The 25,050-nt window shown below is 48.6% G+C and carries 21 protein-coding genes and 1 pseudogene; 10 read left to right on the forward strand and 12 right to left on the reverse strand.

Annotated features, from left to right (window positions below; all coding sequences use genetic code 11):
• Nucleotides 1-223 precede the first annotated feature (223 nt).
• Complete coding sequence (locus tag AC6IB1_RS02310) at nt 224-2,278, forward strand: response regulator (RefSeq protein ID WP_497566182.1); 2,055 nt, start codon at nt 224-226, stop codon at nt 2,276-2,278.
• Nucleotides 2,279-2,363: 85 nt separating this feature from the next.
• Here AC6IB1_RS02310 and cqsA read toward each other — a convergent pair whose 3' ends face one another.
• The 4 genes from cqsA to AC6IB1_RS02330 all read right to left on the reverse strand — a co-directional run bounded on the left by cqsA (nt 2,364) and on the right by AC6IB1_RS02330 (nt 6,371).
• On the reverse strand, nt 2,364-3,557 hold the full coding sequence (cqsA, locus tag AC6IB1_RS02315) for an alpha-hydroxyketone-type quorum-sensing autoinducer synthase (protein ID WP_497566183.1): 1,194 nt from the start codon (nt 3,555-3,557) through the stop codon (nt 2,364-2,366).
• 417 nt (nt 3,558-3,974) lie between these two features.
• Nucleotides 3,975-4,604 carry a class II aldolase/adducin family protein gene (locus AC6IB1_RS02320; RefSeq protein ID WP_497566184.1) on the reverse strand — a complete coding sequence of 210 codons (630 nt, stop codon included), beginning with the start codon at nt 4,602-4,604 and terminating at the stop codon, nt 3,975-3,977.
• A gap of 466 nt (nt 4,605-5,070) precedes the next feature.
• Complete coding sequence (locus tag AC6IB1_RS02325; protein WP_497566685.1) at nt 5,071-5,700, reverse strand: LysE family transporter; 630 nt, start codon at nt 5,698-5,700, stop codon at nt 5,071-5,073.
• 137 nt (nt 5,701-5,837) lie between these two features.
• Nucleotides 5,838-6,371 carry an NUDIX domain-containing protein gene (locus AC6IB1_RS02330; RefSeq protein ID WP_497566185.1) on the reverse strand — a complete coding sequence of 178 codons (534 nt, stop codon included), beginning with the start codon at nt 6,369-6,371 and terminating at the stop codon, nt 5,838-5,840.
• 175 nt (nt 6,372-6,546) lie between these two features.
• On the opposite strand from AC6IB1_RS02330, the gene efpL reads away from it, so the two are divergent.
• The 4 genes and pseudogenes from efpL to AC6IB1_RS02350 form a co-directional block, all read left to right on the forward strand.
• Entirely contained in the window at nt 6,547-7,122 is a 576-nt protein-coding gene (efpL, locus tag AC6IB1_RS02335) for an elongation factor P-like protein EfpL (protein WP_497566186.1), read from the forward strand.
• A gap of 148 nt (nt 7,123-7,270) precedes the next feature.
• The gene (gene yegS / locus AC6IB1_RS02340; protein ID WP_497566187.1) at nt 7,271-8,104 is read left to right on the forward strand and encodes a lipid kinase YegS; all 834 of its coding nucleotides are present in this window, start codon (nt 7,271-7,273) and stop codon (nt 8,102-8,104) included.
• 258 nt (nt 8,105-8,362) lie between these two features.
• Complete coding sequence (gene trxC / locus AC6IB1_RS02345; protein ID WP_497566188.1) at nt 8,363-8,791, forward strand: thioredoxin TrxC; 429 nt, start codon at nt 8,363-8,365, stop codon at nt 8,789-8,791.
• A 139-nt stretch (nt 8,792-8,930) separates the two neighbouring features.
• Nucleotides 8,931-9,500, forward strand: a pseudogene (locus tag AC6IB1_RS02350) (lyase family protein); the annotation flags it as partial.
• 118 nt (nt 9,501-9,618) lie between these two features.
• Here the strand turns inward: AC6IB1_RS02350 and AC6IB1_RS02355 are convergent.
• Nucleotides 9,619-9,864 carry a hypothetical protein gene (locus AC6IB1_RS02355; RefSeq protein WP_497566189.1) on the reverse strand — a complete coding sequence of 82 codons (246 nt, stop codon included), beginning with the start codon at nt 9,862-9,864 and terminating at the stop codon, nt 9,619-9,621.
• 173 nt (nt 9,865-10,037) lie between these two features.
• The gene (locus AC6IB1_RS02360; protein WP_154124834.1) at nt 10,038-11,366 is read right to left on the reverse strand and encodes an anaerobic C4-dicarboxylate transporter; all 1,329 of its coding nucleotides are present in this window, start codon (nt 11,364-11,366) and stop codon (nt 10,038-10,040) included.
• A gap of 491 nt (nt 11,367-11,857) precedes the next feature.
• Between AC6IB1_RS02360 and AC6IB1_RS02365 the strand changes: the two genes are divergently transcribed.
• On the forward strand, nt 11,858-12,889 hold the full coding sequence (locus AC6IB1_RS02365) for an extracellular solute-binding protein (RefSeq protein ID WP_497566190.1): 1,032 nt from the start codon (nt 11,858-11,860) through the stop codon (nt 12,887-12,889).
• 132 nt (nt 12,890-13,021) lie between these two features.
• Here AC6IB1_RS02365 and pcp read toward each other — a convergent pair whose 3' ends face one another.
• Genes pcp through AC6IB1_RS02380 form a run of 3 tightly spaced genes read right to left on the reverse strand, consistent with a single transcriptional unit; the run spans nt 13,022 to nt 15,290 of the window.
• Entirely contained in the window at nt 13,022-13,660 is a 639-nt protein-coding gene (gene pcp, locus AC6IB1_RS02370) for a pyroglutamyl-peptidase I (protein WP_497566191.1), read from the reverse strand.
• An 8-nt stretch (nt 13,661-13,668) separates the two neighbouring features.
• A complete protein-coding gene (locus AC6IB1_RS02375; protein ID WP_497566192.1) occupies nt 13,669-14,574 on the reverse strand; it encodes a DUF979 domain-containing protein in 906 nt (301 codons plus the stop codon).
• A 5-nt stretch (nt 14,575-14,579) separates the two neighbouring features.
• A complete protein-coding gene (locus AC6IB1_RS02380; protein WP_497566193.1) occupies nt 14,580-15,290 on the reverse strand; it encodes a DUF969 domain-containing protein in 711 nt (236 codons plus the stop codon).
• A 234-nt stretch (nt 15,291-15,524) separates the two neighbouring features.
• On the opposite strand from AC6IB1_RS02380, the gene AC6IB1_RS02385 reads away from it, so the two are divergent.
• Nucleotides 15,525-16,028 (forward strand): L,D-transpeptidase family protein, encoded by a 504-nt coding sequence (locus tag AC6IB1_RS02385; RefSeq protein ID WP_497566194.1) that lies wholly within the window; start codon nt 15,525-15,527, stop codon nt 16,026-16,028.
• 109 nt (nt 16,029-16,137) lie between these two features.
• Here AC6IB1_RS02385 and AC6IB1_RS02390 read toward each other — a convergent pair whose 3' ends face one another.
• Together AC6IB1_RS02390 and AC6IB1_RS02395 are read right to left on the reverse strand one after the other, a co-directional pair.
• Nucleotides 16,138-18,084 (reverse strand): monovalent cation:proton antiporter-2 (CPA2) family protein, encoded by a 1,947-nt coding sequence (locus AC6IB1_RS02390; protein ID WP_497566195.1) that lies wholly within the window; start codon nt 18,082-18,084, stop codon nt 16,138-16,140.
• Nucleotides 18,084-18,710: an NAD(P)H-dependent oxidoreductase gene (locus AC6IB1_RS02395; protein ID WP_497566196.1), complete on the reverse strand. Its 627-nt coding sequence runs from the start codon at nt 18,708-18,710 to the stop codon at nt 18,084-18,086. The genes AC6IB1_RS02390 and AC6IB1_RS02395 overlap by 1 nt, the downstream gene beginning before the upstream one ends.
• A gap of 39 nt (nt 18,711-18,749) precedes the next feature.
• Here AC6IB1_RS02395 and AC6IB1_RS02400 point away from each other — a divergent pair, with 39 nt between their 5' ends.
• From AC6IB1_RS02400 to rarD, 3 genes are all read left to right on the forward strand, one after another.
• Nucleotides 18,750-19,220, forward strand: coding sequence for a DCC1-like thiol-disulfide oxidoreductase family protein (locus AC6IB1_RS02400; RefSeq protein WP_497566197.1), 471 nt, complete (start codon nt 18,750-18,752; stop codon nt 19,218-19,220).
• Nucleotides 19,221-19,279: 59 nt separating this feature from the next.
• Nucleotides 19,280-20,575: an alpha/beta fold hydrolase gene (locus AC6IB1_RS02405; protein WP_497566198.1), complete on the forward strand. Its 1,296-nt coding sequence runs from the start codon at nt 19,280-19,282 to the stop codon at nt 20,573-20,575.
• Nucleotides 20,576-20,930: 355 nt separating this feature from the next.
• Nucleotides 20,931-21,830, forward strand: a complete 900-nt coding sequence (rarD, locus tag AC6IB1_RS02410) for an EamA family transporter RarD (RefSeq protein WP_497566199.1) — start codon at nt 20,931-20,933, stop codon at nt 21,828-21,830.
• Between the two features lie 54 nt (nt 21,831-21,884).
• Here rarD and AC6IB1_RS02415 read toward each other — a convergent pair whose 3' ends face one another.
• Entirely contained in the window at nt 21,885-25,049 is a 3,165-nt protein-coding gene (locus AC6IB1_RS02415) for an efflux RND transporter permease subunit (RefSeq protein ID WP_497566200.1), read from the reverse strand.
• Nucleotide 25,050: the final 1 nt, after the last annotated feature.

Raw genomic sequence — 25,050 nt, forward strand, 5'->3', positions numbered from 1 at the left:
GGTTTGTATAAAGTTTTCCTTCATGTTTCGGGAAGAAAACAGTGTCATCTCCCGCAACTTTACTATGAAAATAAGCGCATTTCATTTTCAACTCTTTGAATGAAATCCGCATATTCCAATTGAATCAAAAAGTAATAGACGCCAGTAACAATGCCATAGGAATAATTACATTTAATCAGGCTGGCTTTTTACGTTTGGACTAAGGCAGCAATTTATCAAAAGCATGGAAGCGGCATTTCGCAAAGTTTACCAGTACGCAAAGCCAAACCTGACTCTTATGGGTTGGATGGGGTTGATAGGCTTTCCGACGTACTATTTCATCTGGCGTGATCTCTACCCGCAGGCCTATGAAAATTTGCCATTGCGACTATTTTGTTGCCTGTTTTTCATCACAGTTCTGGTAAGAGATAAACTCAGCCCCCGCTTCCAGGAACATATGCACTGGTTTTACCAAATTGCCATCACCGTCGTCCTGCCCTTCTTCTTTTTCTATATGCTGCTGATGAACAGTTGGTCTACCGTTTGGTTGCTCTCTTTCATGGCGGCAATATTCCTGCATATTCTTCTGGTACACATTACCTGGGTGATGTTTGCCCAAACCATCATAGGTATTGCTGCAGCTACATTCTGCGCCTGGATAGCGAAGGGATACCAGCTGGAATTTTTACTCGACTGGACCTATATGCCAGTTTTCCTTTTCATTTATTTGTTCGGTAATTTGTTTTTTTTCCGAAACCAACAGGAACATGAAACCAAGGTGTCCATTGCCAAGGTATTTGGCGCGGGAATCGCCCACGAAATGCGTAACCCACTCAGCGGAGTGTATTCTTCTATCGACATTATTCGGTCAACGATCCCTGCTCCTAACAACAATGCACGGATGTACCAACTGCGCGAAGAGGATGTGATATTACTGAGGAAAATCAGTGACGATGCGATGAATATCATTCGGGCAGGCAACGAAACCATTGACTTACTGTTGACCTCAATTGATGAAAACCGTGTTTCGCGCTCCACCTTCAAAAAGCATTCAGCCCTGCATATCCTCAAACACGCTGTCGACAGCTTCGGGTACAAAAGCAAAGACGACAAATCTGCCATCACAATACAAAGCACCAAAACCTTTGAGTTTCTGGGGAGTGATACCCTGCTGAAATACGTCATCTATAACCTGTTCAAAAACGCGTTTTACCACCGCAAAAATGACAACTTCAACATTGACCTCCTCGTCGAGCCGGGAGAAAAGGAAAACTGCATTGTTGTTCGTGACAATGGTCAGGGAATTCCCAATGATATGCTTGATCAGATTTTTGAAGATTTTTACACCACGGGTAAAAACGGAAACTTTGGGTTAGGGTTGCCTTTTTGCCGCAAAGTCATGCACTCCTTCGGCGGGGAAATAAGCTGTCAGTCAAAGCTGGGGGAATGGACAGCTTTTACTCTCACTTTCCCGGCGTTGAACTCCTCTGTCGTGCAAAATATCAAGCACAACCTTATCCAACTTAAGTCGTTACTGATGATCAGCGATGACAATGATCTTATCCAATGTGCCATAAAAAACAGCAAAGTCATGGGGTTCAAACTACAGACCATCAGTGTGCTTCAAGCGTTGCAAAAGCATGAGCTTGATTTGGAATACGATGCAGTGGTGGTTGATTTAGAGAGCCTTAAGGCAAACGGTGATGTTCTGGGACACATTGAACCTCTACTCTCTTTCACAGAAGCGAAGGTGGTTTACCTGCATCATGGTCCGCCAACCCAGCACGCGTCCCACGCTGTTTATAACCCCATCTGGATAGAAGAGCTGGTGTGGCGGCTTAATACCCCTACTGTAATGGAAAAGCTGTTTTTTGACACAGTCGATCCCGTAGCACCTACCGTTCCAAAACAGAACAATACGATTGTCAAACAAACCATCATGGTTGTTGATGACAGCGAAACACTGCGCCAATTCACGTCTATTATTTTGGAAAAACAGGGATTTAACGTGGTCCAGTGCCCAGATGGAAATTGCGCCATTGAAACCTTAACCAACGGGGGGCAGAACATTGATTTGATCCTGATGGACATTGAGATGCCGGTGATGGATGGCCTTGAAACCTCCCGTCGCATCCGTCATTCCATTCAGGCTTATGCCGATATACCTATCATTGCCCATACCGGCGACAATTCAAAAACAACCCTTGAGAAGATTCTCTCATCAGGTATGACTGACTTTCTGGTTAAACCTTCCGATCAACAGCAACTGCGCGACAAAATCATCGCCTGGCTGTCGTAAAAAAGCCCTGCCAAGACAGTGCTTCATCCAGATACTCGTTCAATCGTTTATCCCTAAGTATCTTCAGGCTGTTTGGGTATATACCTTAATAGAAACGAAGATCAGGGTGGTTGTATGCTGCCTGACAAACAGTCAGTACATGATCCACCTCCCGGTAGCTCATATCTGCATTCAATGAGAAACGGATAATGGCCTTGTTCTTCGGCGTTGCCGGTGAACAAAATACCGCCCCAAACACCCCTTTGCTTTCCAGAAAGTCCCGGACATGTTCCGTATTCTGTTCATCACCACACTCCAGAGAGATGATTTGGGATTCACTGCGGATATTAAAGCCAATCTCTTTCAGCCCCGCACGCAAAACATCAGATATTTCAAAAAGTCGCCTTCGCTTGTCATCGCCTTTTTGGATCACATCAAGGGTTGCTTCAAGCCTTGCCACTTCCTGTGGCAGAACAGTGGAGCTGAAAATGGCCGGGAAAGAAACAAATGGTAACGCAGTCACCAAACTGTCCGGCCCCAACACCGCCCCCGCCCGGTAAGCAAATGCTTTGGCAAGGCTGGTAGTGACAAAATCTACCTGATCCCGTACTTCCATTTCGTTAATCAGACCCGAGCCGCCAGGACCATGAGTGCCCAAAGAGTGTGATTCATCAACCACCAGCGCACAATCCAGTGTCTTGGCCAATTCACAGATCGCAGGGAGCGGTGCAACAGTACCGATGGTGCTGTAAACCGAATCCACCAAAATGATGCCGGGACCATGTTTTTTGATTTGCCGCTTGAGATTAGAAACGTTGTTGTGCATGAAAGGGATAACTTGAGCTCCTGCTATCCGAGCGCCTTCCCATAATGACATATGGGCAAAGAAATCGATATAGACGTGGGTACCGGGCTCACAAATGGTTTGTAGCAAGCCAACATTGGCCGCCCAGCCAGACTGAGATAACACACACCCATCCATACCGATAAATTCAGCCAGGCGCTTTTCAAACTCCGGCTTATGCTCAGCATCTTGTAAGAATACCGCTGACATCACGACGTTTTCATTCGTCGTTTTAATTGCATTCAAATGTGCAGTTTGAATATCGTCATCAAAGCTAAGCGCGAGGTAATCATTACTCTGCATGATTACGGCTCCCTCTCTGGGTCGGCTGCTAACAGGCAGTGGCCGTCGGTTTTCATAAGGTTCTGTCATATCGCACAGAAACGAATTCAGGCGAGCCTCGACAAAAGAAGGGAGTTTTTTTTTAGATGTAGATGGAGTAAATGGGGTATCCATAAGCCTAGCCTCTTCTTGTTAAAGAAAAACGCCACCCGCGGCGCTGTTTTTATATGGCTAATTATGAGTGAGGCCTGCCCCAAGCTACTTTTTAAGTTTGCGAATTCATACCAATAATTTTTCAAATGGTTTGCATAAGAAAATATACAATAAAAAAATACAGTGTCATAAAAACGCTTCATTACCCCAATTATAAGGCTTCAAAATCACGCTTTTCTTGGAATAGCAACATCGGTCATCCCAGGCGTGAAGATGACAGAAATCGCAGAGGTAAACGAAGGAAAAGACTGGATTTGGCGGTTACTAGGGAAAAATAAAACAGAAGACTGTCTCGCGTGAACGAAAACACATCCCCGGGAAATTCACTATTAGCGTTGTCTGGCGTCTGTCAGCTAACACAAAAAAATGTGTGTTCACCTAATGTGCAAAAACCGCTTTTATTTCGGCGATTTCTTCATTGCTCAAGTATTGGAAGTTATCATTCGCAGCATTTAATCTCAGCGCCGCAGTTTCTTCCAGCTCTTCGACATTACGCAGAGCATCGTCCAGATCCTTTCCCATCACAACCAAACCAATATTGGCAATAAGAACGGCATGATGATTTTTCGCCTTTTCTGCCAAAAAACGCGATCCAGAAGATCTAAAAATAGGGATCTTCGGCAATATTGAGGTTCGCATGGATGCAATAGGAGCCAGTGCCGGAAGCACATTTTCTACATTCTGATGATCGTTTGTCACCAGTTTAGAGATGTTTTTTGGAGTAAGGGTAAAAATCGCTTTGTGTTTAGAATTGGCATTATATATGTCCAGATGATGCTCAAACTCCCAATCGGGTAATTCACCGGACAGTAACTCCCCTTGCAATGATACAACAGAAAAATGCTCTGGCCCCAGCTTTCCCATTCTCAGACCATTAGTAGTAATAAGCACTCTGCCATCTTCCATTTGTGCAGAGAGATTGCCGCATTCTCCGGTATCATGCCCATTTATAACGAGTTTACGACCATAATCAACGAGTTTATTTCGCAGATTGCCTTGCCCTAACATGCCACATCTCCAATAAAACTACTTTTCAATGAACACCTGCATTTTCAATTTATACCTATGAAATCAAATTATAGTAGATAAAACTATTTTATATTGATACTCACAGTATACATCCAAAAATCAGGGATCTTTATATTTCTTAATCAATAAAGGATCCTATTCACCCTCTAGAAAAGATCCCTTTCTTCTGTCAGATGGTTAAATATGACATCAGGTTTAATTATTTTTTATTTTTAACCACACTCTGATATTTTTTATCAATTTAAAGATCGCGCAACTAAAATTGTAGTATTAATGATGTTTTTTTTAGTAATGAGACATCTATCAACTTTTATCACCAATATATCGTTACAGAATGCCTAAGTATAAAACGGTAGTCTGTTCATACACGTAGAAAAAAGATCCTTCTACTCTGTCTGCGATCGCGCGCTACATGCGCAGGCTGTTTTTCTCCATTAACGCGGGGTTATCGGTTTATCGCTAAGTAAGCACCTGCACCTATCATAATGGACCCCGCCCCCCGGTTCATTCGCCGGATAGCCTTCTCAGTTTTCAGCAATTTTGCCGCCCGATCTGCACCAAGAGCAATAAGCATCGCACCGCTTATTAAAGCGACACCTGCCAATACATTCGCCAGTATCACATCACTCACGCTCAACACAGTGAGATCCATAAAGGTCGGCAAAAATGCGATATAGAAAAGGATCACCTTGGGATTAGAAGCTGATATCAGAAAACCCTGCACAAAATCAGCCATCAGACCAGCGGACTTTTTCACCGGTTTATCAGATTCTGACAATGTGGCAACCTGTGGCAAAGCCTTAAACATTTTATAGCCAAGGAAGACGAGATAAGCAGCACCGATATAACGAATCGCCGTAAAGAGGCCTGCATAATTCTCCGCTATTGTGGCAAGACCAAAGCATGCAAGCGTAAGGTAAATCAAATCACTCGCTACCATGCCGGCTGTAATAATGACACAGTCCCGCCATCCCGTTACCACGGCACGCGCAAGAATGGCAAAAACACCGGGGCCAGGCGTAATAACAAAAATAAATATAGCGATGGTAAACGTAATTGCACCTTCCAACGTCATGCTGCTTTCCCTTTCACGTAATTCATTGACACTTCCGACAGTAACAAAACGGCATTTATCTGTCATCTTAACGACAGAAATAAGTAAATTTTTCATCGTGTTATAACGCTTCCCGCGCTATTATGTGACGATGGCTATCAGAGCAGTTTTTTCAATTTTGCCAATCCGTAAGCAGCAATCGTAACATTGTCTTTAATCTCGCCATCAATGATCATGCGTTCAAACTCGGCAACCGGAAAAGCCTGGGAAATAAGATCTTCTTCTTCCGCGTCTAAATTTTTCCCGACCTCTTTCAGTCCACTGGCAAAATATACGTGACAGGTTTGGTTTAAAAAGCCGTAAGCAATGTATTGGGCGCCAACATAGACCATATTTTCAGCCGCCATGCCGGTTTCCTCCTGCAACTCCCCTTTCGCCAACGCTAAATGATCAGCATCGGGATTGGATTCCCAGGCGCCTTGCGGCAATTCCCAGCAGCGCTGCTGGACGGTATAGCGATACTGTTGCACCAAATGAATTAACTCATGATCAATGGCAATAATAATGGCGCAATCGGGTTTATCAACCACGCCATAAATACCTTCAACACCGCTGGGCCTTGCAATCTTGTCTTCACGCACGGTCATCCATTTGTTTTGGTAAACCACTTTGCTATCAAGCTGTTTGATCATGGTCTGTGCTGTTCCTTCTCAACTGGTGGGACTGTTCATCATGCCACCTTCATGCCCGCAAGCCCAAAGGTAGCATGTAATGTCTGTTATTCTGCACTAATGATACGTTCTCCTGCTTGCCAAAATCGGGATTCATGATATTTTTCTGCCCAGTTATCCAACGGGAATAGTAACGATGCCAAAGGCAAGCGAAATTAAAAAAAATGCCGTTATCGAACACAATGGTAAGGTACTGGCAGTAAAAGACATTTCCAAACTGACTCCAAGTGGTCGCGCAGGCAATAGCCTTTACCGTATGCGTCTTTATGATGTAGCGACCGGTGCCAAAGTCGATGAAAGCTTCAAAGCAGACGACATGATCACCCTGGCTGACTTCAGCCGCCATGCCGCTGACTTCTCCTATATCGATGGCAGCGAATACGTGTTTATGGATTGTGAAGATTACACACCCTACCACTTCAACAAAGATGACATTGAAGAAGAACGGCTGTTCATTACCGAAGAAACCAAAGGCATTCAGGTACTGACTGTCAGTGGAAAACCTGTTGCGCTCGAATTGCCTGCCGCAGTGGATCTGGTGATCACTGAAACGTCGCCTTCTATCAAAGGCGCATCAGCCAGTGCCCGAACCAAGCCTGCTACCCTGACTACCGGTTTGGTTGTGCAGGTACCTGAGTACGTTGCCCCAGGTGATAAAATCCGTGTGAATACCGCGGAACACAAGTTTATGAACCGTGTAGAAGCTAAATAAGAAAACGTCCTCCACATTCGTGCCCCCAACCTCTGGGGGCATTTTTATTTTCGTAAACCGAGTTAACGGTTTTTCAAGACATTAAAACACTGCGGAGCACGCCACACCGTATACTTCCAGACATGCCTTCATTATTCAGGGAAGAGCCATGACAATCCGTGTTTTGCTCAACGGTAAAAAAGCCGGGCTGGAACCTGTACGCAATGCCATCTTTGCCGCAAGAGAAAATGGCAACGTGGAAGTCCGCGTGACCTGGGAAACCGGTGATATTGAAAGATTGGTCAACGACGCTGTCCACGAAGGGTGTTCCCGGATTGTGGCGGCAGGGGGAGACGGAACAGTTAATGAATGCGCGTCCGCCTTGATGCAACACCCACCGGCATCGCGCCCGGAATTGGCCGTGGTGCCCCTCGGAACCGCCAACGATTTTGCTACAGCCTGCCAAATTCCCGTCGATTTAGAACACGCCTTAACACTCGCCCAACAAGGAACATCAGTGCCTATTGACTGTGTAAAGGCAGATGACCGGTACTTTATTAACGTTGCCAGTGGTGGCTTTGGTGCCAAAGTCACGGCTGAAACTCCCGCGCCCCTTAAGAACTTCTTAGGTGGCGGCGCCTACACCCTTTCCGGTATTGTCCAGGCGCTGGGTTTTGTCCCCTACAGCGGTACAACGCGACACCCTGGGCAGGAAACAGAAGGCGAAGTTATTATTGGTGCGGTCTGCAATGGCCGACAGGCAGGAGACGGGCAAATACTGGGGCCCAATGCCATGCTAAATAACGGTATGTTGGACTCGATTGTTTTAAGACGCTTTCCCCTTGAAGCCCTTGCACAGGTCATCGCAGAGTTAAAAGATGACACGCTGAATGGTGAGTATGTCCATCGTGTTCGCACCCCCTGGGTTGAATGGCAGTCAGAGGAAGAAATCCCCATCAATCTCGACGGCGAGCCTATTTCAACCAAGTACATCCGTTTTTAGGCCATCCCTGACGCCATTCGCCTGGTCTTGCCCCCAAGCTGTCCATTGATTGACTGATATCCAGGGCAGGTTATTCCCCGGCCCCACACAGCGAGCATCTCAGTTCATCACAATGGCTTCTATACGCTTTGTAAGGACGCTCCTTGGCAGTGGCACATAATAGAAAAAAGCAATCAAAACAATCGTTGAAACAAAATGGCATTCAGGGGTCAAAGTCATTAGTCTGAGCACAAAATAAGTTAAAGAAAAGGTTTTAAAATGAGTACATTAACCGTGCGTTGCCCACATTGTTACAAACTGAACCGTATTCCGGCAGAACGCGTGGACGACAACCCAAGCTGTGGTGTGTGCAAGTCAGCGTTGCTCCATGGCAAGCCTGTCGAGGGCACCGACGCAAACATAGATGCTCTGTTAACGTCCGGCAAACCCGTCGTGATCGACTTCTGGGCACCGTGGTGCGGGCCATGTCAGGGATTTGCGCCGGTATTTGAAACCACTGCCGCGCAAAAGGCTGACGAGGCGATTTTCGTGAAAGTAAACACCGAAGATCAACAGGCTCTGTCAGCCAAATACCGCATTCGCAGCATTCCGACCATCATGGTGTTCAAAGACGGCAAGATGGCACAACACATCAACGGGGCATTGCCGCCAAATGAATTCAACGACTGGCTGGCGCAAACACTCTAAGCCTCAATTGTCACCAAAGGGCGCGATGGCGTCCTTCTTTTTCCCTGTGTTTGTTTCCCCAAACAAACGCCCTCAATACATCAAGGGTTGCTATTAAAAAAATATTAATGATAATAATTATCATTATCTAAATACAGATGCGGGCCAGCTCAAAACCGCTGCGGTTGCTATGATGAAGATTGCCAACGACCTGCGCTGGATGAACACCGGCCCACTGGCAGGCCTGGGTGAAATTGAGCTTCAGGGGCTGCAACCCGGTTCATCCATCATGCCGGGCAAGGTGAACCCTGTTATTCCAGAAGCTGTCGCCATGGCCGCTGCACAAGTCATTGGTAACGATACTACCGTGACCGTGGCAGGCCAGTCTGGCAACTTCCAGCTGAACGTGATGCTGCCGGTGATTGCCCATAATGTGCTGGAAAGTATTGAGCTGCTCAGCAACAGTGCCCGTGCACTGGCAGACAAAGCCATCTTCACGTTCACGGTTCGCAAAGACAACCTGGATGTTGCACTGGCAAAGAACCCGATTCTGGTCACCGCCCTGAACCCGGTGATTGGTTATTTGAAAGCGGCAGAAATTGCCAAAAAAGCGTACAAAGAAGGCCGCGCAATCATTGACGTTGCCGAAGAAGCAACAGATTTAGACAGGGAAACACTCACGCGCTTGCTTGACCCCACCAAGCTGACTCAAGGTGGATTGGCCGAATAACGCCGTAAACGAAAACGTCATTTGCTGCGCTATTGAAACGGCTGTGCTATCAGAACACAAACGCCCGCAATATTGAGGGCGTTTGCTGTTGAAAAAGCAGGTATTTTCAGGTGAAAACTCAGTGCTTTCTTGGGCCGTTGCGAACCAGGTCTTTTCCGGTTTCAAACACCGCCTGGGTCACGTTGCGCGCAAGGATCAGCTGGTGCTTGTCATCCAGTACCGCCACAAACGGCTGGCCGGTTGCATTGTTGGTTGCCAGCGCCACGCCAGCCACCCCTGTCAGGCCTAACCCCCCATTTTCAACCGAGATAAGAAAGGCTTCCAGCTCTTCAAGGCTATCGATGATATCAATATCGTTATTCATCACGTCACAGTCAGTGTATTTGAAACAATGCGCGGAATTATTTCATCTGGGGTTTGGGTTGGCAATGTGGGGGGTCGCTTCCCAAGCACATTAAGCGTTTGGCAGCCCATCGAAGCGGTGGCCTAATAAAAACCGCCCATATAAGAGCGGTTTTAAACTGGAGGCTGTTTCAATTAGCCAATAATCATCTGCCCGAGCACATAACCGAGCAAACACGCCCCTATCACACCAATCAAACCAACCGACATAAATGAATGGTTGAAATACCATTTGCCGATTTTGGTGGTACCGGAAGTATCAAAGTTGACAGTAGCGATATCTGATGGGTAATTCGGGATAAAGAAGTAACCATACACCGCAGGCATAATACCGATAAGCAGCGCAGGGTCGAGGCCGAGTCCAAGACCGACAGGCAGCATCATACGCGCGGTTGCAGCCTGCGAGTTAACCACCACCGACACAATGAACAACGCCAGTGCGAACGTCCAGGGGTAGTTGGTGACCATTTCTACAATGCCAGACTTGAATTGTGGCATGGCGTATTTGAAGTAGGTATCAGACATCCAGGCGATACCGAAAATTGCAATTGCTGCCACCATGCCGGATTTAAATACCACGCCATTTGGCACGTTACGTGGGTCGGTTTTGGTTGCCAGCAAAATGACACCACCAAAACAGAGCATCATCATCTGGATAATCACGGACATGCTGATAGGTTTAGTGCCCTCCCCGATTGTCCGCACTTCCGGCACCATGGCGATAAACACAATGGTCAGAATCGAAAACAGGAAGATCAACACCGCATTGCGCGCAGAAGCCGGCAGTGTTTCATTCAGCGATGTCGCCGTTGTATTCAGGATGCGCTCGCGCCATTCTGGATCTTTCATGCGTGCCTGATATTCAGGATCGTCTTCCAGTTCCTTGCCGCGTTTCATCGAGTAAAGTGACATCAGCAGTGTACCGAACAAGGTCGCTGGCACCGTTACCATCAGGATCGACAGTAGAGTGATTTCTGCCTGAATGTTGGAAAGCTGTGCAAGGTAATAAACCACCGCCGCAGAAAGAGGGGATGCCGTGATCGCTATCTGGGAGGCAACCGAAGACGCTGCCATTGGACGCTCAGGGCGAATGCCGTTTTTCAGCGCCACGTCACCGATAATCGGCATGATGGAGTAAACTGCATGGCCTGTACCCAGCAGGAATGTCATGGTGTATGTCACGAATGGCGCAATCAGGGTCACCCGTTGCGGGCTTTTACGCAGCAGCCTTTCCGCGACTTGCAGCATGTATTTCAAACCACCGGCAGCTTCAAGAATAGAAGCACAGGTGACCACCGCCAGAATGATCAACATCACCGTGACTGGCGGTGATGTTGGCGGCATCTTAAAAATAAAGACCTCAACAACAAGACCAATACCCGATATGACACCAAGGCCAATACCTCCGTATCTCGATCCGAGATACAGCATTACAAGCAGGAACAGGAACTCCAAATACAACATGAAAATATCCTTAATTTAATGATTGTTATCGATATTTTCTGTTCATTACCCTGTTAAAACCGAAGAAAACTTCACACTCCTTTACGAATAAAATGCAAATGTTTGGTTATAAAACATAGGCCACATTTATCGCTCTTCAAGTAACACATCCTCTCCTCTTCAGTTAAAAAAATGCGCTTCAAAGGTAAACGTGCAGTTGCTTAAGCCAAACGGTTTATCGTCCCAGATCACGCCGCTGGTTGTTACTCACTTTGATACCCAAGCATTACACTCTTTGTCTTGTTCTTTCTACTGACCATGATTAACGCGCTGAATCTGTTGCCAGCACTAGGTTTCGGCGGTAATATCGCGCCAATTTTTTCGGGGATAGAGGTGCTCTCTTTACCGATGAGATTCTCTGAAGGAATTCAGATGTTAACGCAGAGCTACGCTATAGTTCTGGATTATCAATGCGCCCTGTAAAAAAGGGCCTTTGGAGGTGGAAACCAATAATGAAAAAATGGTCTGCTATTCTGGCCAGCGCTGCGTGTGCAGCAGCTATCTTTACCACACCGGCACATGCTGCTGATGATCAGCTCATCTTCGCAAACTGGGGGCCTTACATCTCAACTGAGTTGCTTGAGCAATTTACCCGCGAAACCGGCATCAAGGTGATCTACTCAACGTATGAGTCAAACGAAACCCTGTATGCAAAAATGAAAACCCACCCGGATGGGTATGATCTTGTGGTGCCTTCTACCTACTTTGTTGCGAAAATGCGCGATGAAGGTATGCTCCAGAAAATCGACCATTCTAAGCTCAACAATTTCACCGAGCTGGATAAAAACTACCTCGACAAGCCTTTTGATCCTAACAACGATTACTCAATCCCTCACGTGATTGCGATGACAGGTCTGGCTGTTAACACAGACATGTATAACCCAGATGACTTCGACAGTTGGGCAGACTTGTGGAACCCTGAGCTGAAAGGCCAAATCATGTTGATGGATGACACCCGAGAAGTGTTCCACATTGCACTGCGTAAACTGGGCTACTCCGGTAACTCTACCGACCCAAAACAGATTGATGAAGCCTATGAAGAGCTGAAAAAGCTGATGCCAAACGTGCTGGTATTTAACTCAGACAACCCGGCAAACCCGTATTTGTCTGGTGAAGTGGGATTGGGCATGTTGTGGAACGGCTCAGCGGCGGCAGCACAGCGTGAAGGCCTGCCTATCGAATTGGTATGGCCAAAAGAAGGCGGTATCTTCTGGGTAGACAGCCTGGCAATTCCGAAAAATGCGAAGAATATTGAAGCTGCCCATAAGATGATCGACTTCCTGCTGCGCCCAGAGATCGCGGCACGAATCAGTGCTGACACGGGTTACCTGACAGGGGTCGAAAAATCGAATGCCAAGTATAAAGACAACCCAACTCTGTTCCCGCCTCAGGAAGACCTCGATCGCGGTGAATGGCAAGACGCGGTTGGCGAACTCACCGAGAAGTACGAAAACTACTTCCTGCGCCTGAAAACCGGCGAATAATCCCCAAGGCCATCCGTTGTGATGGCCTTACTTTGCCCGACAGCAACAGCGGTTGCTTCTTCTCTCAGCAGCACAAAATAAAAAGAGCCGAAATGTCAGCTCTTAGCAATTAGGCGATTAACATCATTGGGATCAGCAGATTTGTCCCGCTCCCACCTTGATGTCCATTTTGTTTTCGATGGTCGCCTGCGCAGCAAGGCGTAGGCCTTCAACAATGGTATCAAGTGACATGGACGGTTGCTCAGTTCCGGCTGCCTGCTCCGGCAGTAAGGGAATATGGATAAAGCCATGCCCTATATCGGTGTCACAAAGATAGTGTTGAATACCATAAAACAGGTGATTACACACGAAAGTCCCTGCCGTGTTTGATACCTGGCAAGGAATGCCGTTTTCCTGCAACTTGCGGGTGATCGCCTTGATTGGCAAGGTGGAAAAATACGCAGCTGGGCCTTCTTCATCAATCGGTTCATCAACCGGTTGGTTGCCACCATTGTCTGGAATGCGGAAGTCGTCAACATTGATCGCGATACGCTCAGGGGTGATCGCGGTGCGGCCAGCCGCCTGTCCTACCGTGATAACATAGCTTGGTTGGTGTTTCTCAATCGCCTCACTGACTGCTTTTATCGCTTCATAACGGGTCACCGGCACTTCGCAAGTAACAATGACGCCACCTTCAAGCTCAACACCGTCCAGTTTCTTCACTGCTTCCAATGCAGGGTTGATTGAAGCGCCACCAAAGGGTTCAAACCCCGTAATCAGAACTTTTTTCATCGCTTTCCTCAGAATGCAAAGCTGTACATAACAACTATGTTAAATGTCAAGATGACCAATCCGGGGACCATCTGCATGAGAATGACGTGGTGCTTATTTTTCAGCTCAAGCAACGCAGCCGGGACAATATTGAAGTTGGCCGCCATGGGTGTCATCAACGTACCACAATAGCCGGAAAGCATTCCCAGCACGCCAATAATGGCAGCATTACCGCCATATTCCATGATCAGCAATGGAATACCAATACCAGTCGTGATAACCGCAAATGCGGCGAATGCATTCCCCATGACCATGGTAAACACCATCATACCGACACAGTAAGCAATCACGTTCACCAGCAGCATATTTTCCGGGATCATCATTTTTACGATTTGCGCAACAGTATCGCCTACGCCTGCCTGGTTAAACAGGTAGCCCAGTGCCGCTAAGAATTGTGAAAGAATCGCTGCCCAGCCAATCGAATCAATCAAACGGCGTCCTTCATTCAGACTATGCATGGGTTTGCTCTTGGTTATCAACAGCGCCACAATGATTGAAGCAACCGAAGCAATACCCAGCCCCACCAGCGCTCCCAGCGAAGTAAACTGGCTAATAGCTACTGTGAGTAAAGGAACAATAACAGCAGGAATGAAGAGTTTATTTTTCAGTACTGAGGCGGTTTTCTGGCGTTCCTCATCACTGGTGGTTTTGTAATTCCCGATCCCCATAAATCCGCCCGCCGCCAACGCAGTCAGAGCCAATACCATCAAACCGGTAACCCAGTGTGGGATCATCGCACCAAAGATAAAGGTGATACCATAAATCAGCCAGAAAAGGCCGCTACCAATACGCTTCGGGTTGTCTTTATCCAAAAAGCTTTGCAGTGAAAATGCCAGCAGGAGCAAGCCTGTCGTTTGATAAATATATTCAAGCATGGCCTTTACCCTTCACTCCCCTGTTCATCAGCTGTTGGCTTAGCATTAATACTATTTTTCAATAAGTTGGCTTCAACAACTTTGCTGAACACTGCAAACACCACGAAGGAGGCTATCGCTGTCGGTAGTGCCCACAACGCCATGGTTTCAAGTTGAACATCCAATTGGTTATCCGCCATCACACCTTTGATCAGCAAAATGCCGCCAGTACCAATAAACAACAATTGACTGAAGAAGTTGCCAACGTTTTCACTCGCGGCAGAAAGGGCCCGGATTGCCTGGCGTTTTTCTTCTGCCAGTTTCGGTGACACTTTTTCCGCCGCAGCTTCTGCCATCGGTGCGATCAGTGGACGGACCATTGAAGGGTGTCCGCCAATACTCAGTCCCATACCATTGGTCACTTTGCGCAGCAGCAGGTATGTCATCAGTATTTTGCTGACAGAGGCTTTTTTCATTGATCCGATAAGCCGTTCCGCACGCTGGCGCAATCCATAGCGTTCAAGAATGCCAATCATGGGAAGGATAAGGATGAAAAGAGACATATAGCGGTTTTGGGTGAATGACTGACCGAGAATGGAAAGTATCTCCATCACAGCAATGTCGGCGACAAGTCCGGTTGCTACACCGGCAACCAAAATAACCAGCAGGGTGTTTAGCTTCAGTGCCAACCCCACGGTAATAATAGCGATGCCAATTAGTGGCCAAAAATCAATCATGTTTACTCTCTACACGGTATGTTGTCATTTTTCTGCCGGGCTCCCAGCGTCAGCCCGAGTATACGAGAGCCCCAAAATCTCCTCCAATCAGAGATTTTTGTTCTTAAAACCAATAAATCGGTTTAAGTCAGAGCCAAGGTTATTTACAACCAGACGCCCATCAGTAGCGGTCAAACGCGACGTTTCCTGCGTTTTCACCAATAATGAAATAAATGCACCCGTTTTAGAGACACTATGACATCATGGATTAACACGCTCATTCTTACGTTGCTACTCTGCATTGGCTTTACTGCCAACGGATTAGCAACGGAACAGCACGTGGATTTGGTAAAAGTCGACAAATCTGCCCGTAAGATGTATCTGATTCAGGGTGATCGAATTGTAAGATGGTATCACATATCCCTCGGCGCAAACCCCAAAGGACACAAGCTGCGGGAAGGCGACCAACGCACACCTGAAGGCCGCTATTTACTCGATTTCATCAATGAAAAATCCCGCTTTTATCGTTCTATCCGCATCAACTACCCCAATGAAAACGACGTAAAACGCGCCCAGAAACTGGGGGTTAACCCTGGCGGCCAAATCATGATTCACGGTCAGAAAGACAACAACGATTCCCTCCCCGGCAGTGGGCGTAGCAAAGACTGGACGGACGGCTGTATCGCTATCGCCAACGAGGAGATGGATGAACTCCTCCGTCTGGTCAAACTGGGCACCCCGATTGATATTGAATGGTAATTTGCCGGTAAGCTCAAAAAAGCCAGACACCCGCAAACGCTGTCTGGCTTTTTGTTATTGATAGACACCGGTCACGCCGCATCGTCAGCAACGAAGGTAGCCTGTATTATCAAACGGGCTTGTCCTCTGTTTCAGTCCCACTCTCTTCCAGATCCTCCAGGTAATCCTTCGGTGGCGGTGTCCATTCACGGTCGGTCATACTGTGTCTGTCCATACGGTCTTTTTTCATCGCCTCACGAATGGTTTCTTCAAGCTGGATAAACAGGTGTTGGTAGTGAGTATCATACGATTGCGATTCATCGCCGCCCATCCATGTGTCATACAGTTTTTCCGAGCTTTCCTTTTCTATCCGGTTAAAGGTCGCTTTCTGCTGCTCAACTAAGAATGGATGGGTGCCAAGTGTTCTCAGCGCTTCCGCCCCCATTTCCAGCGCAGAATGGAAGGTTTCCTTAACAACAAAATCCGCCCCGGCATGGCGTAGCATGTAAGCATGGCCGCGATCGAACGCACGGGCCAGCACTTTGACATGCGGGTAGGTATGCTTCACATACTCGACAAGCTCGGTCGTGGTCTCCTGGTTATCCATCGACACCACCAGCATAGCAGCCTCTTCAATGCCCGCCGTATGGAGGTGCTCTGGGCGCGTCGCATCACCAAAGTAGCTTTTCACATTAATTTTTCGAAGGTTTTCGACCTGAGCCGCTTCATAGTCCAGCACCACGGTTTTAACACCATTGGCGGTCAATACCCGGTTCACTACTTGACCAAACCGACCTACACCGGCAATGATCACGCTACCCTGCTCATCAATTTCATCATATTCCCGGTTATTCTTGCTTTTGGCATAACGCGGCAGGATCACTTTGTCGTACAGGATAAACAGGCCCGGCGTCAGGAACATGGACAGGGCGACAACCAGAGACAGCAATTGAGCAGTGTCTATCGGCAATACGTGGTTTTGTGTGGAAAAGCTCAACAGCACAAAACCAAATTCCCCCGCCTGAGCAAGGCTTAATGCAAACAACCAGCGTGCAGTACCCTTAATGTGAAAAATCAACGACAGCACCAGGAGAATTGCTGCTTTCAGCAGCATCAATCCAACTGTAAGGCCGATGACGGCAAAGAAATTGTCGAACAGAATACCAACGTTGATACCCGCACCCACCGTGATAAAGAATAACCCCAGCAACAGCCCTTTGAACGGCTCAATATTGGACTCCAGTTCATGGCGAAATTCACTGTTGGCAAGAACGACCCCGGCGAGAAACGTACCAAGCGCGGGCGACAAGCCAATCAGGCTCATCAGTACCGCAATACCAATCACCAGCATCAGCGCCGTCGCAGTGAAAATTTCGCGCAGGCCGGAGCTGGCGACAAAACGGAACAATGGCCGGCTCAGGTAATGCCCCCCAATGACCAGCGTCGCGATGGCGGCAGTGATCACCAAGCCCAGCGCCCAGCCTGGCAAGCCAGCAACCAGACTCAGTTCCTCATGGTGTTCTGCGGCCACCGCTGCTGCGCTTTGTGCCTGTTCAACCAACTCTGGCAATGCCAGCAATGGGATAAAGGCCAGCATCGGGATCACCGCAATATCCTGAAAGAGCAACACAGAAAATGCGCTGCGCCCGCCTTCGGTTTTGGTCAGCCGCTTTTCATTGAACGTCTGGAGTACGATCGCGGTCGAAGAGAGCGCGAAAATCAGGCCTATCGCCAGCGCAACACTTCCGGGCTGGTTAAGGTGCAATGCAATCCCCATGACGGCAGCCGCTGTAAGGCCAACCTGCAACCCTCCCAGACCCAGCAATTTATTGCGCATCGCCCAGAGCATTTTCGGCTCCAGCTCAAGACCGACAAGAAACAGCATCATCACGACGCCAAATTCAGCAAAATGCTGGATTGTTGTGGTTTCATCCCCCACCAGACCGATCACCGGCCCAATCACCACCCCGGCAATCAGGTAACCCAGCACCGAGCCCAATCCAAGCCTTTTGGCGATGGGAACAGCCACAACCGCAGCAGCCAGGAAAATAAACGCCTTAAGAAATATGCCTGTCATCACGCACCTTCCTTCAGCACATGTACCATATTGCCTGCAGTGATTTTTTCACTGGCCGCCGCTTTGTTAAGATCAACAGTACCGTTAACAAAGGCATTGAGCAGCCGCTTATAGGCCGCAACGTGGCGCTCCACTTTGCCGTCTTCCGCAGCTGTGCGGGAGCCAAAGAGAGCAAAAGGCGCGAGATAACGCATTCCCGTCAGGTTTGCCATCTGTTCCAGTGGTGCCAGCAGCTCCCGGATTTTAAAGTGGTTAAACCCGTCCGCCTTGTAAGCCTCTTCCTTGCCGCCCGCCGTTATAGCGCACATAAATTTCTTTCCGCGGAGTGCAGTACCTTGCGACCCATAAGCAAACCCATATTCAAGAACCAAGTCTTGCCATTCTTTCAAAATGGACGGCGTGGAATACCAGTAAAGCGGAAACTGGAAAATCACCACGTCATGCCCAAGCAGACGCTGCTGTTCCAGATCGATATTGATGTGGTAGTCAGGGTATTCACCGTAAAGATCAACCGCCGTAACCCCTTCAACTGATTTTGCTACTTTGAATAATGGGACGTTCACTTCTGAACGCCGCTGGGAGGGATGCGCAAACAGCACCAGTACGTTGTTTTTATTATCTGCCATAGCTTTCCTTCGTGCCTTATCGAGAGGTGAACAAGGCTATTGTTACCCGATTCACTGACGCATCCAACGCGTCACATCTCGTTAATTACACCCGTTATTCTACCTGCTGAGCCTCTCTGTTTTATTCTCAATTTAGTCATTTCTCAACAGGAAGTCTTTCCCCTTCGTTTACGGCCTGACAGAAGCGCAAATGAAAACACTGGTAAACAACAGCTTTACCCCAAAGACCAGCATCACCGAGCCAAGCACTCTGAACGGTATTGTAACGATCCAGATGGAATTCAAGGCCGTATTGTCACACACAAAGCATGGTCGCTGGTTGGCAAGAAACGCTGGATTGGCTTGCTTCGTCTGCCGGTTATCCGATGGTTTACCGATCGCGCCTATCTGTGTTTTGCCAGAAACCGCTACAAAATTTCCTTCCTGTTCACTGGTCGTGCAAAATGTGAACCCTGCCAGCGTGGAGCCTGCGGTATCGCAGACAGCTCCTTAAACGGTGATAAGCATTGACGGTAAACGCTCTCACCTGACAGGCTTTTACAAATAAACGCACAACAAGGAATACCGCTATGCAAGCATCCTTTATCGACGGCAGTATCTTGTATCGTCAACATCGGTTCAAACTGCCCCTCAATTATGAAAACAGCGACAGCCCGCTGATTGATGTATTTGCCCGCGAAGTGGTTGATGTCGCCAACGCTGATGCAGATCTTCCCTGGCTGGTTTATTTTCAGGGTGGCCCCGGTTTTCCTTCACCACGGCCAGATGCAAGAAGCGGGTGGCTAAAGCGCGCCCTGCAAAACCACCGTATTTTGTTATTAGACCAGCGTGGTACAGGGCTGAGTTCGCCCCTGACACATCACACCCTGAGTCATTTAGATACCGAAAGTCAGGTGGCGATGATCAGCCAGTTCCGGGCCGATAACATTGTGCGCGATGCCGAGGCAATCCGCGAAGCATTGGGGGCAGAAAAATGGTCAATTCTCGGCCAGAGCTTTGGTGGGTTCTGTGCCTTGAGCTATCTCTCTTTCTATCCACAAAGCCTGCACCGCGTATACATCACAGGGGGTGTCCCCTCACTGACCCGGCATGCTGACGATGTTTACCGTGCAACCTATCAGCGTGTACTGGATAAGAACAAGGCGTTCTTTGCCCAGTTCCCCGCTGCACAGGCGCGTTGTGCTGAAATCGCAGACTACCTGACCAGCCACGATGTCAAATTGCCAAATGGGCAGACCTTTACCGTAGAGCAGTTCCAGCAAATCGGTATCAATCTGGGCCGAAGCGGCGCAAACTTGCCTATGTATTACCTGTTGGAAGAAGCGTTCACAGAAACCGCTCACGGGAAGGTATTGAGCGTCAGCTTCCTGCAGGCAATGCTGAATGAGCAAAGCTACCAGACCAACCCGATTTACGCCTTTCTCCATGAGCCGATTTACAACCAGGGAACGTCATCGAACTGGTCAGCACACCGGGTTCGCAATGAGGAATACCCTGAGTTTAACTACGCACCGGGAAAGCCTTTCCTCTTCACCGGTGAAATGGTGTATCCGTGGATGTTCGACCAGATGCAAAACCTGTTGCCGCTCAAGCAAGCCGCAGAGGCACTGGCAACCAAGTCAGACTGGCCAATGCTTTATGATTTGGACACGCTGGCAAAAAACACCGTGCCTGTTGCCTGCGCCGTTTACGCCGATGACATGTATGTGGAAATGGATTACTCCCGCGAAACGCTCAGGAAAATTCCAAACAGCCGCGCATGGATCACCAATGAGTATGAACACAATGGCCTGCGCGCTGACGGTGAACGGATACTGGATACCCTGATGGATATGGCTGAGCAGATCGCAAACCTGCCAGGTTAAGCAGGCAACACCAAGAGGGGGCTCACAAATGCGCCCTCTCGAAGAGACCAGAAAAGCATCATTTTAGAAACCCATGCAGAAATATTAAACAAACCTCTCATTTTCCAATAAAAAAGTGCAATACAGCGATTGAAATCACAACAAAGCCTTAATTTAAAATGTTAAGCAATTACACCCAATACGATGCTAACACTGGACCTAAACCCAACTGCCCCCCTGACATTCACCCTTTCAATACTTTCATCAAAGGACACTCTCAAACGTTTCATTCTTTCACCTTTGTCACTTTACAAATCCCTTTTCCGCTATACAATCACGCATCCCCTGATTATTTTTCACCCAAGGTATTCTCCCTATGAATCCAACACGTTTTGGTAACGTGATGGCGGCTGTGGCTTTCCTGCTATGGGGCGCAATGCCGCTCTATTACCAGTTTCTACCCAATGCGGCCATGGATGAGCTGTTGGCGCTGCGCATTCTTGCGTCACTGCCGTTTTTACTTCTGGTGCTGCAGGTTCGCAAAGCCACGTCGCCAAACTGGTCAGCGCTGGTTGCCGATAAACGTTCATTTTTCTTTGCCGGACTTGCATCCGTGATGATGTGTATTTCATGGAGTGCATTTACCTGGGCAATGACCAATGATCGCGTGTTGGACGCAAGTCTTGGTTATTTTATTAACCCTCTTCTGGTCATTGCTCTGGGTGTGGTGGCGTTTAATGAAAAGCTGACCCTTGGACAAAAAGCGGCGGTATTGTTTGGTGCCCTAGGCCTCAGTTACCAAATCTGTCAATACGGGGAACTGCCTGTTGCTGCCCTGCTAATGGCGGTGTTTTTTGCGCTCTATGGCTGGTGCAAACGCCATGTGAAGTATGATGCAATCTCAAGCCTTTTAGTCGAAACCATTGCGCTGCTGCCGGTTGCAGCGATTTACATGGCTTACAAGATAGGAACAGGCACCAGTGTTGCTGTGTCAGGTGACATGTCTACCCTGTTGTTATATCTCGGTGCTGCCCCTGTCACTTTGCTGCCACTGTTTTTTTTCTCAGAGGCGGTGAAGTATGCGCAGATGTCGATGATTGGGTTTATGCAATACATTGAGCCATCGCTACAATTTGTGCTCGCTATCGCAGTTTTCGGTGAGGCTTTTGATGAGGTGAAAACCGTCAGTTTTGGTTTGATTTGGCTGGGACTGGCTATCAGCATTATCGAAAGTCTGGTGAAGGTAAAACCCAAGCCGGACTTGCCTCAGCATTGATTAACTGTCTGAATAAAAAAGAAAAGGCACCTTCGATGAGGCGCCTTTTTGTCCTTATGGGTGTGGCAATCGGTCTTCCAAATCTACCAGCTTGGTTGAACCACCGTGATGCTTCTCTCGTAATCTCTGGATAACGGCAAAGAAGCCCGGGATCAGGAAGGTACCAGCCAGCAGCACACAGAGTAACCCCCCAGTCAGTGAAATCCCCAGTGAGTTCTGGCTGATATGACCAGCCCCAGCTGCAAAGATCAGCGGCATGATACCCAAAATGAATGACCAGGATGTCATGTTCACCGCACGGAAACGCAGCTTACCGCCCATCACTGCAGCCTTATCAATCGGCAGCTCATTCTGTTCACGCTCGTTCTTACCGAACTCCACAATCAGGATGGCGTTTTTCGCCGCCAGTGCAATCAGCAGAACCAGACCAATCTGCGCATACAGGTTGAGCGGTGTGCCTGTCATGGCTAACGCAAGGAAAGAACCCAGCGTGGCCACAGGTACTACCAGAATGATCGCCAGTGGAATACTCCAGCTTTCATACTGCGCCACCATAAACAGGTAGATAAAGATCAGCGCCAGGGCAAACGCGTAGATAGCAAGGTTGCCCGCTTGCTTTTCCTGATATGCCATACCTGTCCACTCATACTGATAACCTTGTGGCAATACTTCCGCCGCGACACGTTCCATCGCGGCAATCGCGTCACCAGATGAATAACCCGGTGCAGGTGAACCCTGGATAACCGCAGCGCGGTACATGTTGTAACGCCATGCCACGTCCGGTTCAAACACCTGTTCAATATCAATCAGGGTGCTCAGCGGGATCATCTGACCAGTGTTCGAACGCACGTGGAAACGGCCCATCGAGCCCAGATCATTTCGGTAATCACCATCTGCCTGAATGGTCACACGGTAGTTCTTACCAAACAGGCTGAAGTCATTCACGTACATGCCGGCAAGGTTACCCTGTAAGGTGGTGAAGATTTCAGACAGTGGGATACCCAGCTGTTTGGCTTTTTCACGATCAATGTCGATATAGAAATGCGGTACGTTCGCACGGAATGTACTGAAGGTGCGTGCGATTTCCGGCTGCTCATTGGCTTTTTGCATCAGCTGTTGCATCACCATCGCCAACTCGCCACGGCTGCGGCCAAGGGTATCTTCCAGTACAAATTCAAAACCGGATGAAGGCCCCATCCCCGGAACAGCTGGCGGTCCCATCGCAAACACAACCGCTTCAGGCAATTCTACGGCTGCTTTTGCATTAATACGGTTGATGATGTCAAACGAAGAGTGGTCCCCATCCAGTGCCTGTCGGGTTTCCCAATCCTTCAATTTCACAAACATAGACGCACCGTTTGATGCCGCAGCACCAGTCAGGAAGGCGTAACCATTCGCCACTGTCGCACCATCAACACCTGGCTCAGCAGTGACCATTTCACCGAGCTTGCGCGTCACTTCTTCGGTACGGGACAGGGAAGCAGCATCAGGAAGCTGGATGTTAATCAGCATCACGCCTTTATCTTCCTGAGGCACGAAACCGGTTGAGGTGGTTTTGGCAAAGTAACCCGCCGCACCCACTGCCACGATAAACAACACACCCAGTACGGCGGTTTTGCGCACCAGGAAGCCTGCTACGGCACCGTATTTAGTAGTAATTTTTTCAAGGCCGTTGTTAAACGCCTTAAACCAGCGGGCATGGTTGTCGCCGCCCTGACGAAGCACCAGTGAACACATCGCCGGTGACAGGGTCAGTGCGTTAATCGACGAGATCAGTACCGAGATACAGATAGTCAGTGCGAACTGACGGTACATGATGCCAGTAATACCCGGCAGCATAGCAACCGGCAAGAATACCGCCAACAGTACCAGTGTTGAGGTAATAATTGGACCTGTCACCTCTTTCATCGCCAGCAAGGTTGCCTGACGCGGTGTGAGGGACGGGTCTTTTGCCATATTGGTATCAACGTTTTCGATAACCAGAATGGCGTCATCCACCACGATACCGATAGCGAGGATCAAACCGAACAGGGTCACAGTGTTGATGGTAAAGCCCGACGCCAACATCACGGCGAACGTACCAATCAGGGAAACCGGGATCGCCACTACCGGGATCAACGTGGCACGGAAGCTGCCAAGGAACAGGTACGTCACCGCGATAACCAGCAGCACCGCTTCAACCAGTGTTTTCACTACGCCTTTGATCGACTCGGAGACGAACAGGGTGGTGTCATAGCTGGCTTCATAGCTCATGCCTTCCGGGAAGTTCTGCGCAAGCTGTTCCAGACGCTCCATCACCAGACCGCCACTTTCCAGCGCATTGGCGTCAGATTGCAGGTTCAGGATCACGATAGAGGCTGGCCGGTCACGGAACTTACCGTTACCGGTATAGAATTTCTTGCCCAAAGAGACGTCAGCAATGTCTTTCAGGTACACCATTGAGCCGTCTGGGTTGGCGCGGACAACCACATTTTCAAACTCTTCCACCGAGCTCAGGCGGCCTTTGGTGACAAGCTTGAAGGTCATCTCCTGCGCATTGTTAAACGGTGGTGCACCAATATCACCGGCAGCAACCTGTACGTTCTGCTCTGCAAGCACAGAGCGCACATCTGAGGTAGTGATGCCAAGGTTAGCCATCTTCTCAGGGTTCAGCCAAACACGCATGGCATATTCGCCACCGCCAATCACGTTAACTTCACTGATCCCCTTGACCCGTGCAATCTGGTCTTTGATGTTCAGGTTGATGTAGTTAACCAGAAACTGGTCGTCGTACTTGCCTTCCGGTGAATAAAAGTTCAGCACCATCAAAAGGTCAGGCGAGCGTTTTTTCACCGTCACCCCCACCTGACGCACTTCCGGCGGCAGTTTGGATTCAATCTGTGCTACGCGGTTTTGCACGTTAACCTGCGCCATGTCAGGGTCGGTGCCGATATCAAACGTCACGTTCAGGTTGTAGGAACCATCGTTGGCACTTTTGGAAGACATGTAGATCATGTTTTCCACACCATTGACCGAGGTTTCTATCGGGTCGGCGACAGCCTGTTCCACCACCTCTGCACTGGCACCGGAATAAACCGCTGTCACACTCACTGATGGTGGGCTGATACGCGGATATTCAGCCACTGGCAGGTTCAGCAGCGCAATCGCACCCGCCAGTGTCAAGATGATGGAGATAACCAGCGCAAACTTGGGGCGCTGTATAAAAAAGCGACTAAGCATC

It is taken from the genome of Grimontia sp. THUN1695 (genome assembly GCF_059704325.2).

Coding starts and splice junctions, on each gene's coding strand:
- AC6IB1_RS02405 (WP_497566198.1), top strand. CDS start 19,280: ATGCAAGCATCCTTTATCGACGGCAGTATCTTGTATCGTCAACATCGG.
- AC6IB1_RS02395 (WP_497566196.1), bottom strand. CDS start 18,710: ATGGCAGATAATAAAAACAACGTACTGGTGCTGTTTGCGCATCCCTCC.
- AC6IB1_RS02380 (WP_497566193.1), bottom strand. CDS start 15,290: ATGATTGATTTTTGGCCACTAATTGGCATCGCTATTATTACCGTGGGG.
- efpL (WP_497566186.1), top strand. CDS start 6,547: ATGCCAAAGGCAAGCGAAATTAAAAAAAATGCCGTTATCGAACACAAT.
- yegS (WP_497566187.1), top strand. CDS start 7,271: ATGACAATCCGTGTTTTGCTCAACGGTAAAAAAGCCGGGCTGGAACCT.
- AC6IB1_RS02320 (WP_497566184.1), bottom strand. CDS start 4,604: ATGTTAGGGCAAGGCAATCTGCGAAATAAACTCGTTGATTATGGTCGT.
- trxC (WP_497566188.1), top strand. CDS start 8,363: ATGAGTACATTAACCGTGCGTTGCCCACATTGTTACAAACTGAACCGT.
- AC6IB1_RS02365 (WP_497566190.1), top strand. CDS start 11,858: ATGAAAAAATGGTCTGCTATTCTGGCCAGCGCTGCGTGTGCAGCAGCT.
- AC6IB1_RS02330 (WP_497566185.1), bottom strand. CDS start 6,371: ATGATCAAACAGCTTGATAGCAAAGTGGTTTACCAAAACAAATGGATG.
- AC6IB1_RS02375 (WP_497566192.1), bottom strand. CDS start 14,574: ATGCTTGAATATATTTATCAAACGACAGGCTTGCTCCTGCTGGCATTT.
- AC6IB1_RS02415 (WP_497566200.1), bottom strand. CDS start 25,049: ATGCTTAGTCGCTTTTTTATACAGCGCCCCAAGTTTGCGCTGGTTATC.
- AC6IB1_RS02390 (WP_497566195.1), bottom strand. CDS start 18,084: ATGACAGGCATATTTCTTAAGGCGTTTATTTTCCTGGCTGCTGCGGTT.
- rarD (WP_497566199.1), top strand. CDS start 20,931: ATGAATCCAACACGTTTTGGTAACGTGATGGCGGCTGTGGCTTTCCTG.
- AC6IB1_RS02385 (WP_497566194.1), top strand. CDS start 15,525: ATGACATCATGGATTAACACGCTCATTCTTACGTTGCTACTCTGCATT.
- cqsA (WP_497566183.1), bottom strand. CDS start 3,557: ATGGATACCCCATTTACTCCATCTACATCTAAAAAAAAACTCCCTTCT.
- AC6IB1_RS02325 (WP_497566685.1), bottom strand. CDS start 5,700: ATGACGTTGGAAGGTGCAATTACGTTTACCATCGCTATATTTATTTTT.
- AC6IB1_RS02355 (WP_497566189.1), bottom strand. CDS start 9,864: ATGAATAACGATATTGATATCATCGATAGCCTTGAAGAGCTGGAAGCC.
- AC6IB1_RS02310 (WP_497566182.1), top strand. CDS start 224: ATGGAAGCGGCATTTCGCAAAGTTTACCAGTACGCAAAGCCAAACCTG.
- AC6IB1_RS02360 (WP_154124834.1), bottom strand. CDS start 11,366: ATGTTGTATTTGGAGTTCCTGTTCCTGCTTGTAATGCTGTATCTCGGA.
- pcp (WP_497566191.1), bottom strand. CDS start 13,660: ATGAAAAAAGTTCTGATTACGGGGTTTGAACCCTTTGGTGGCGCTTCA.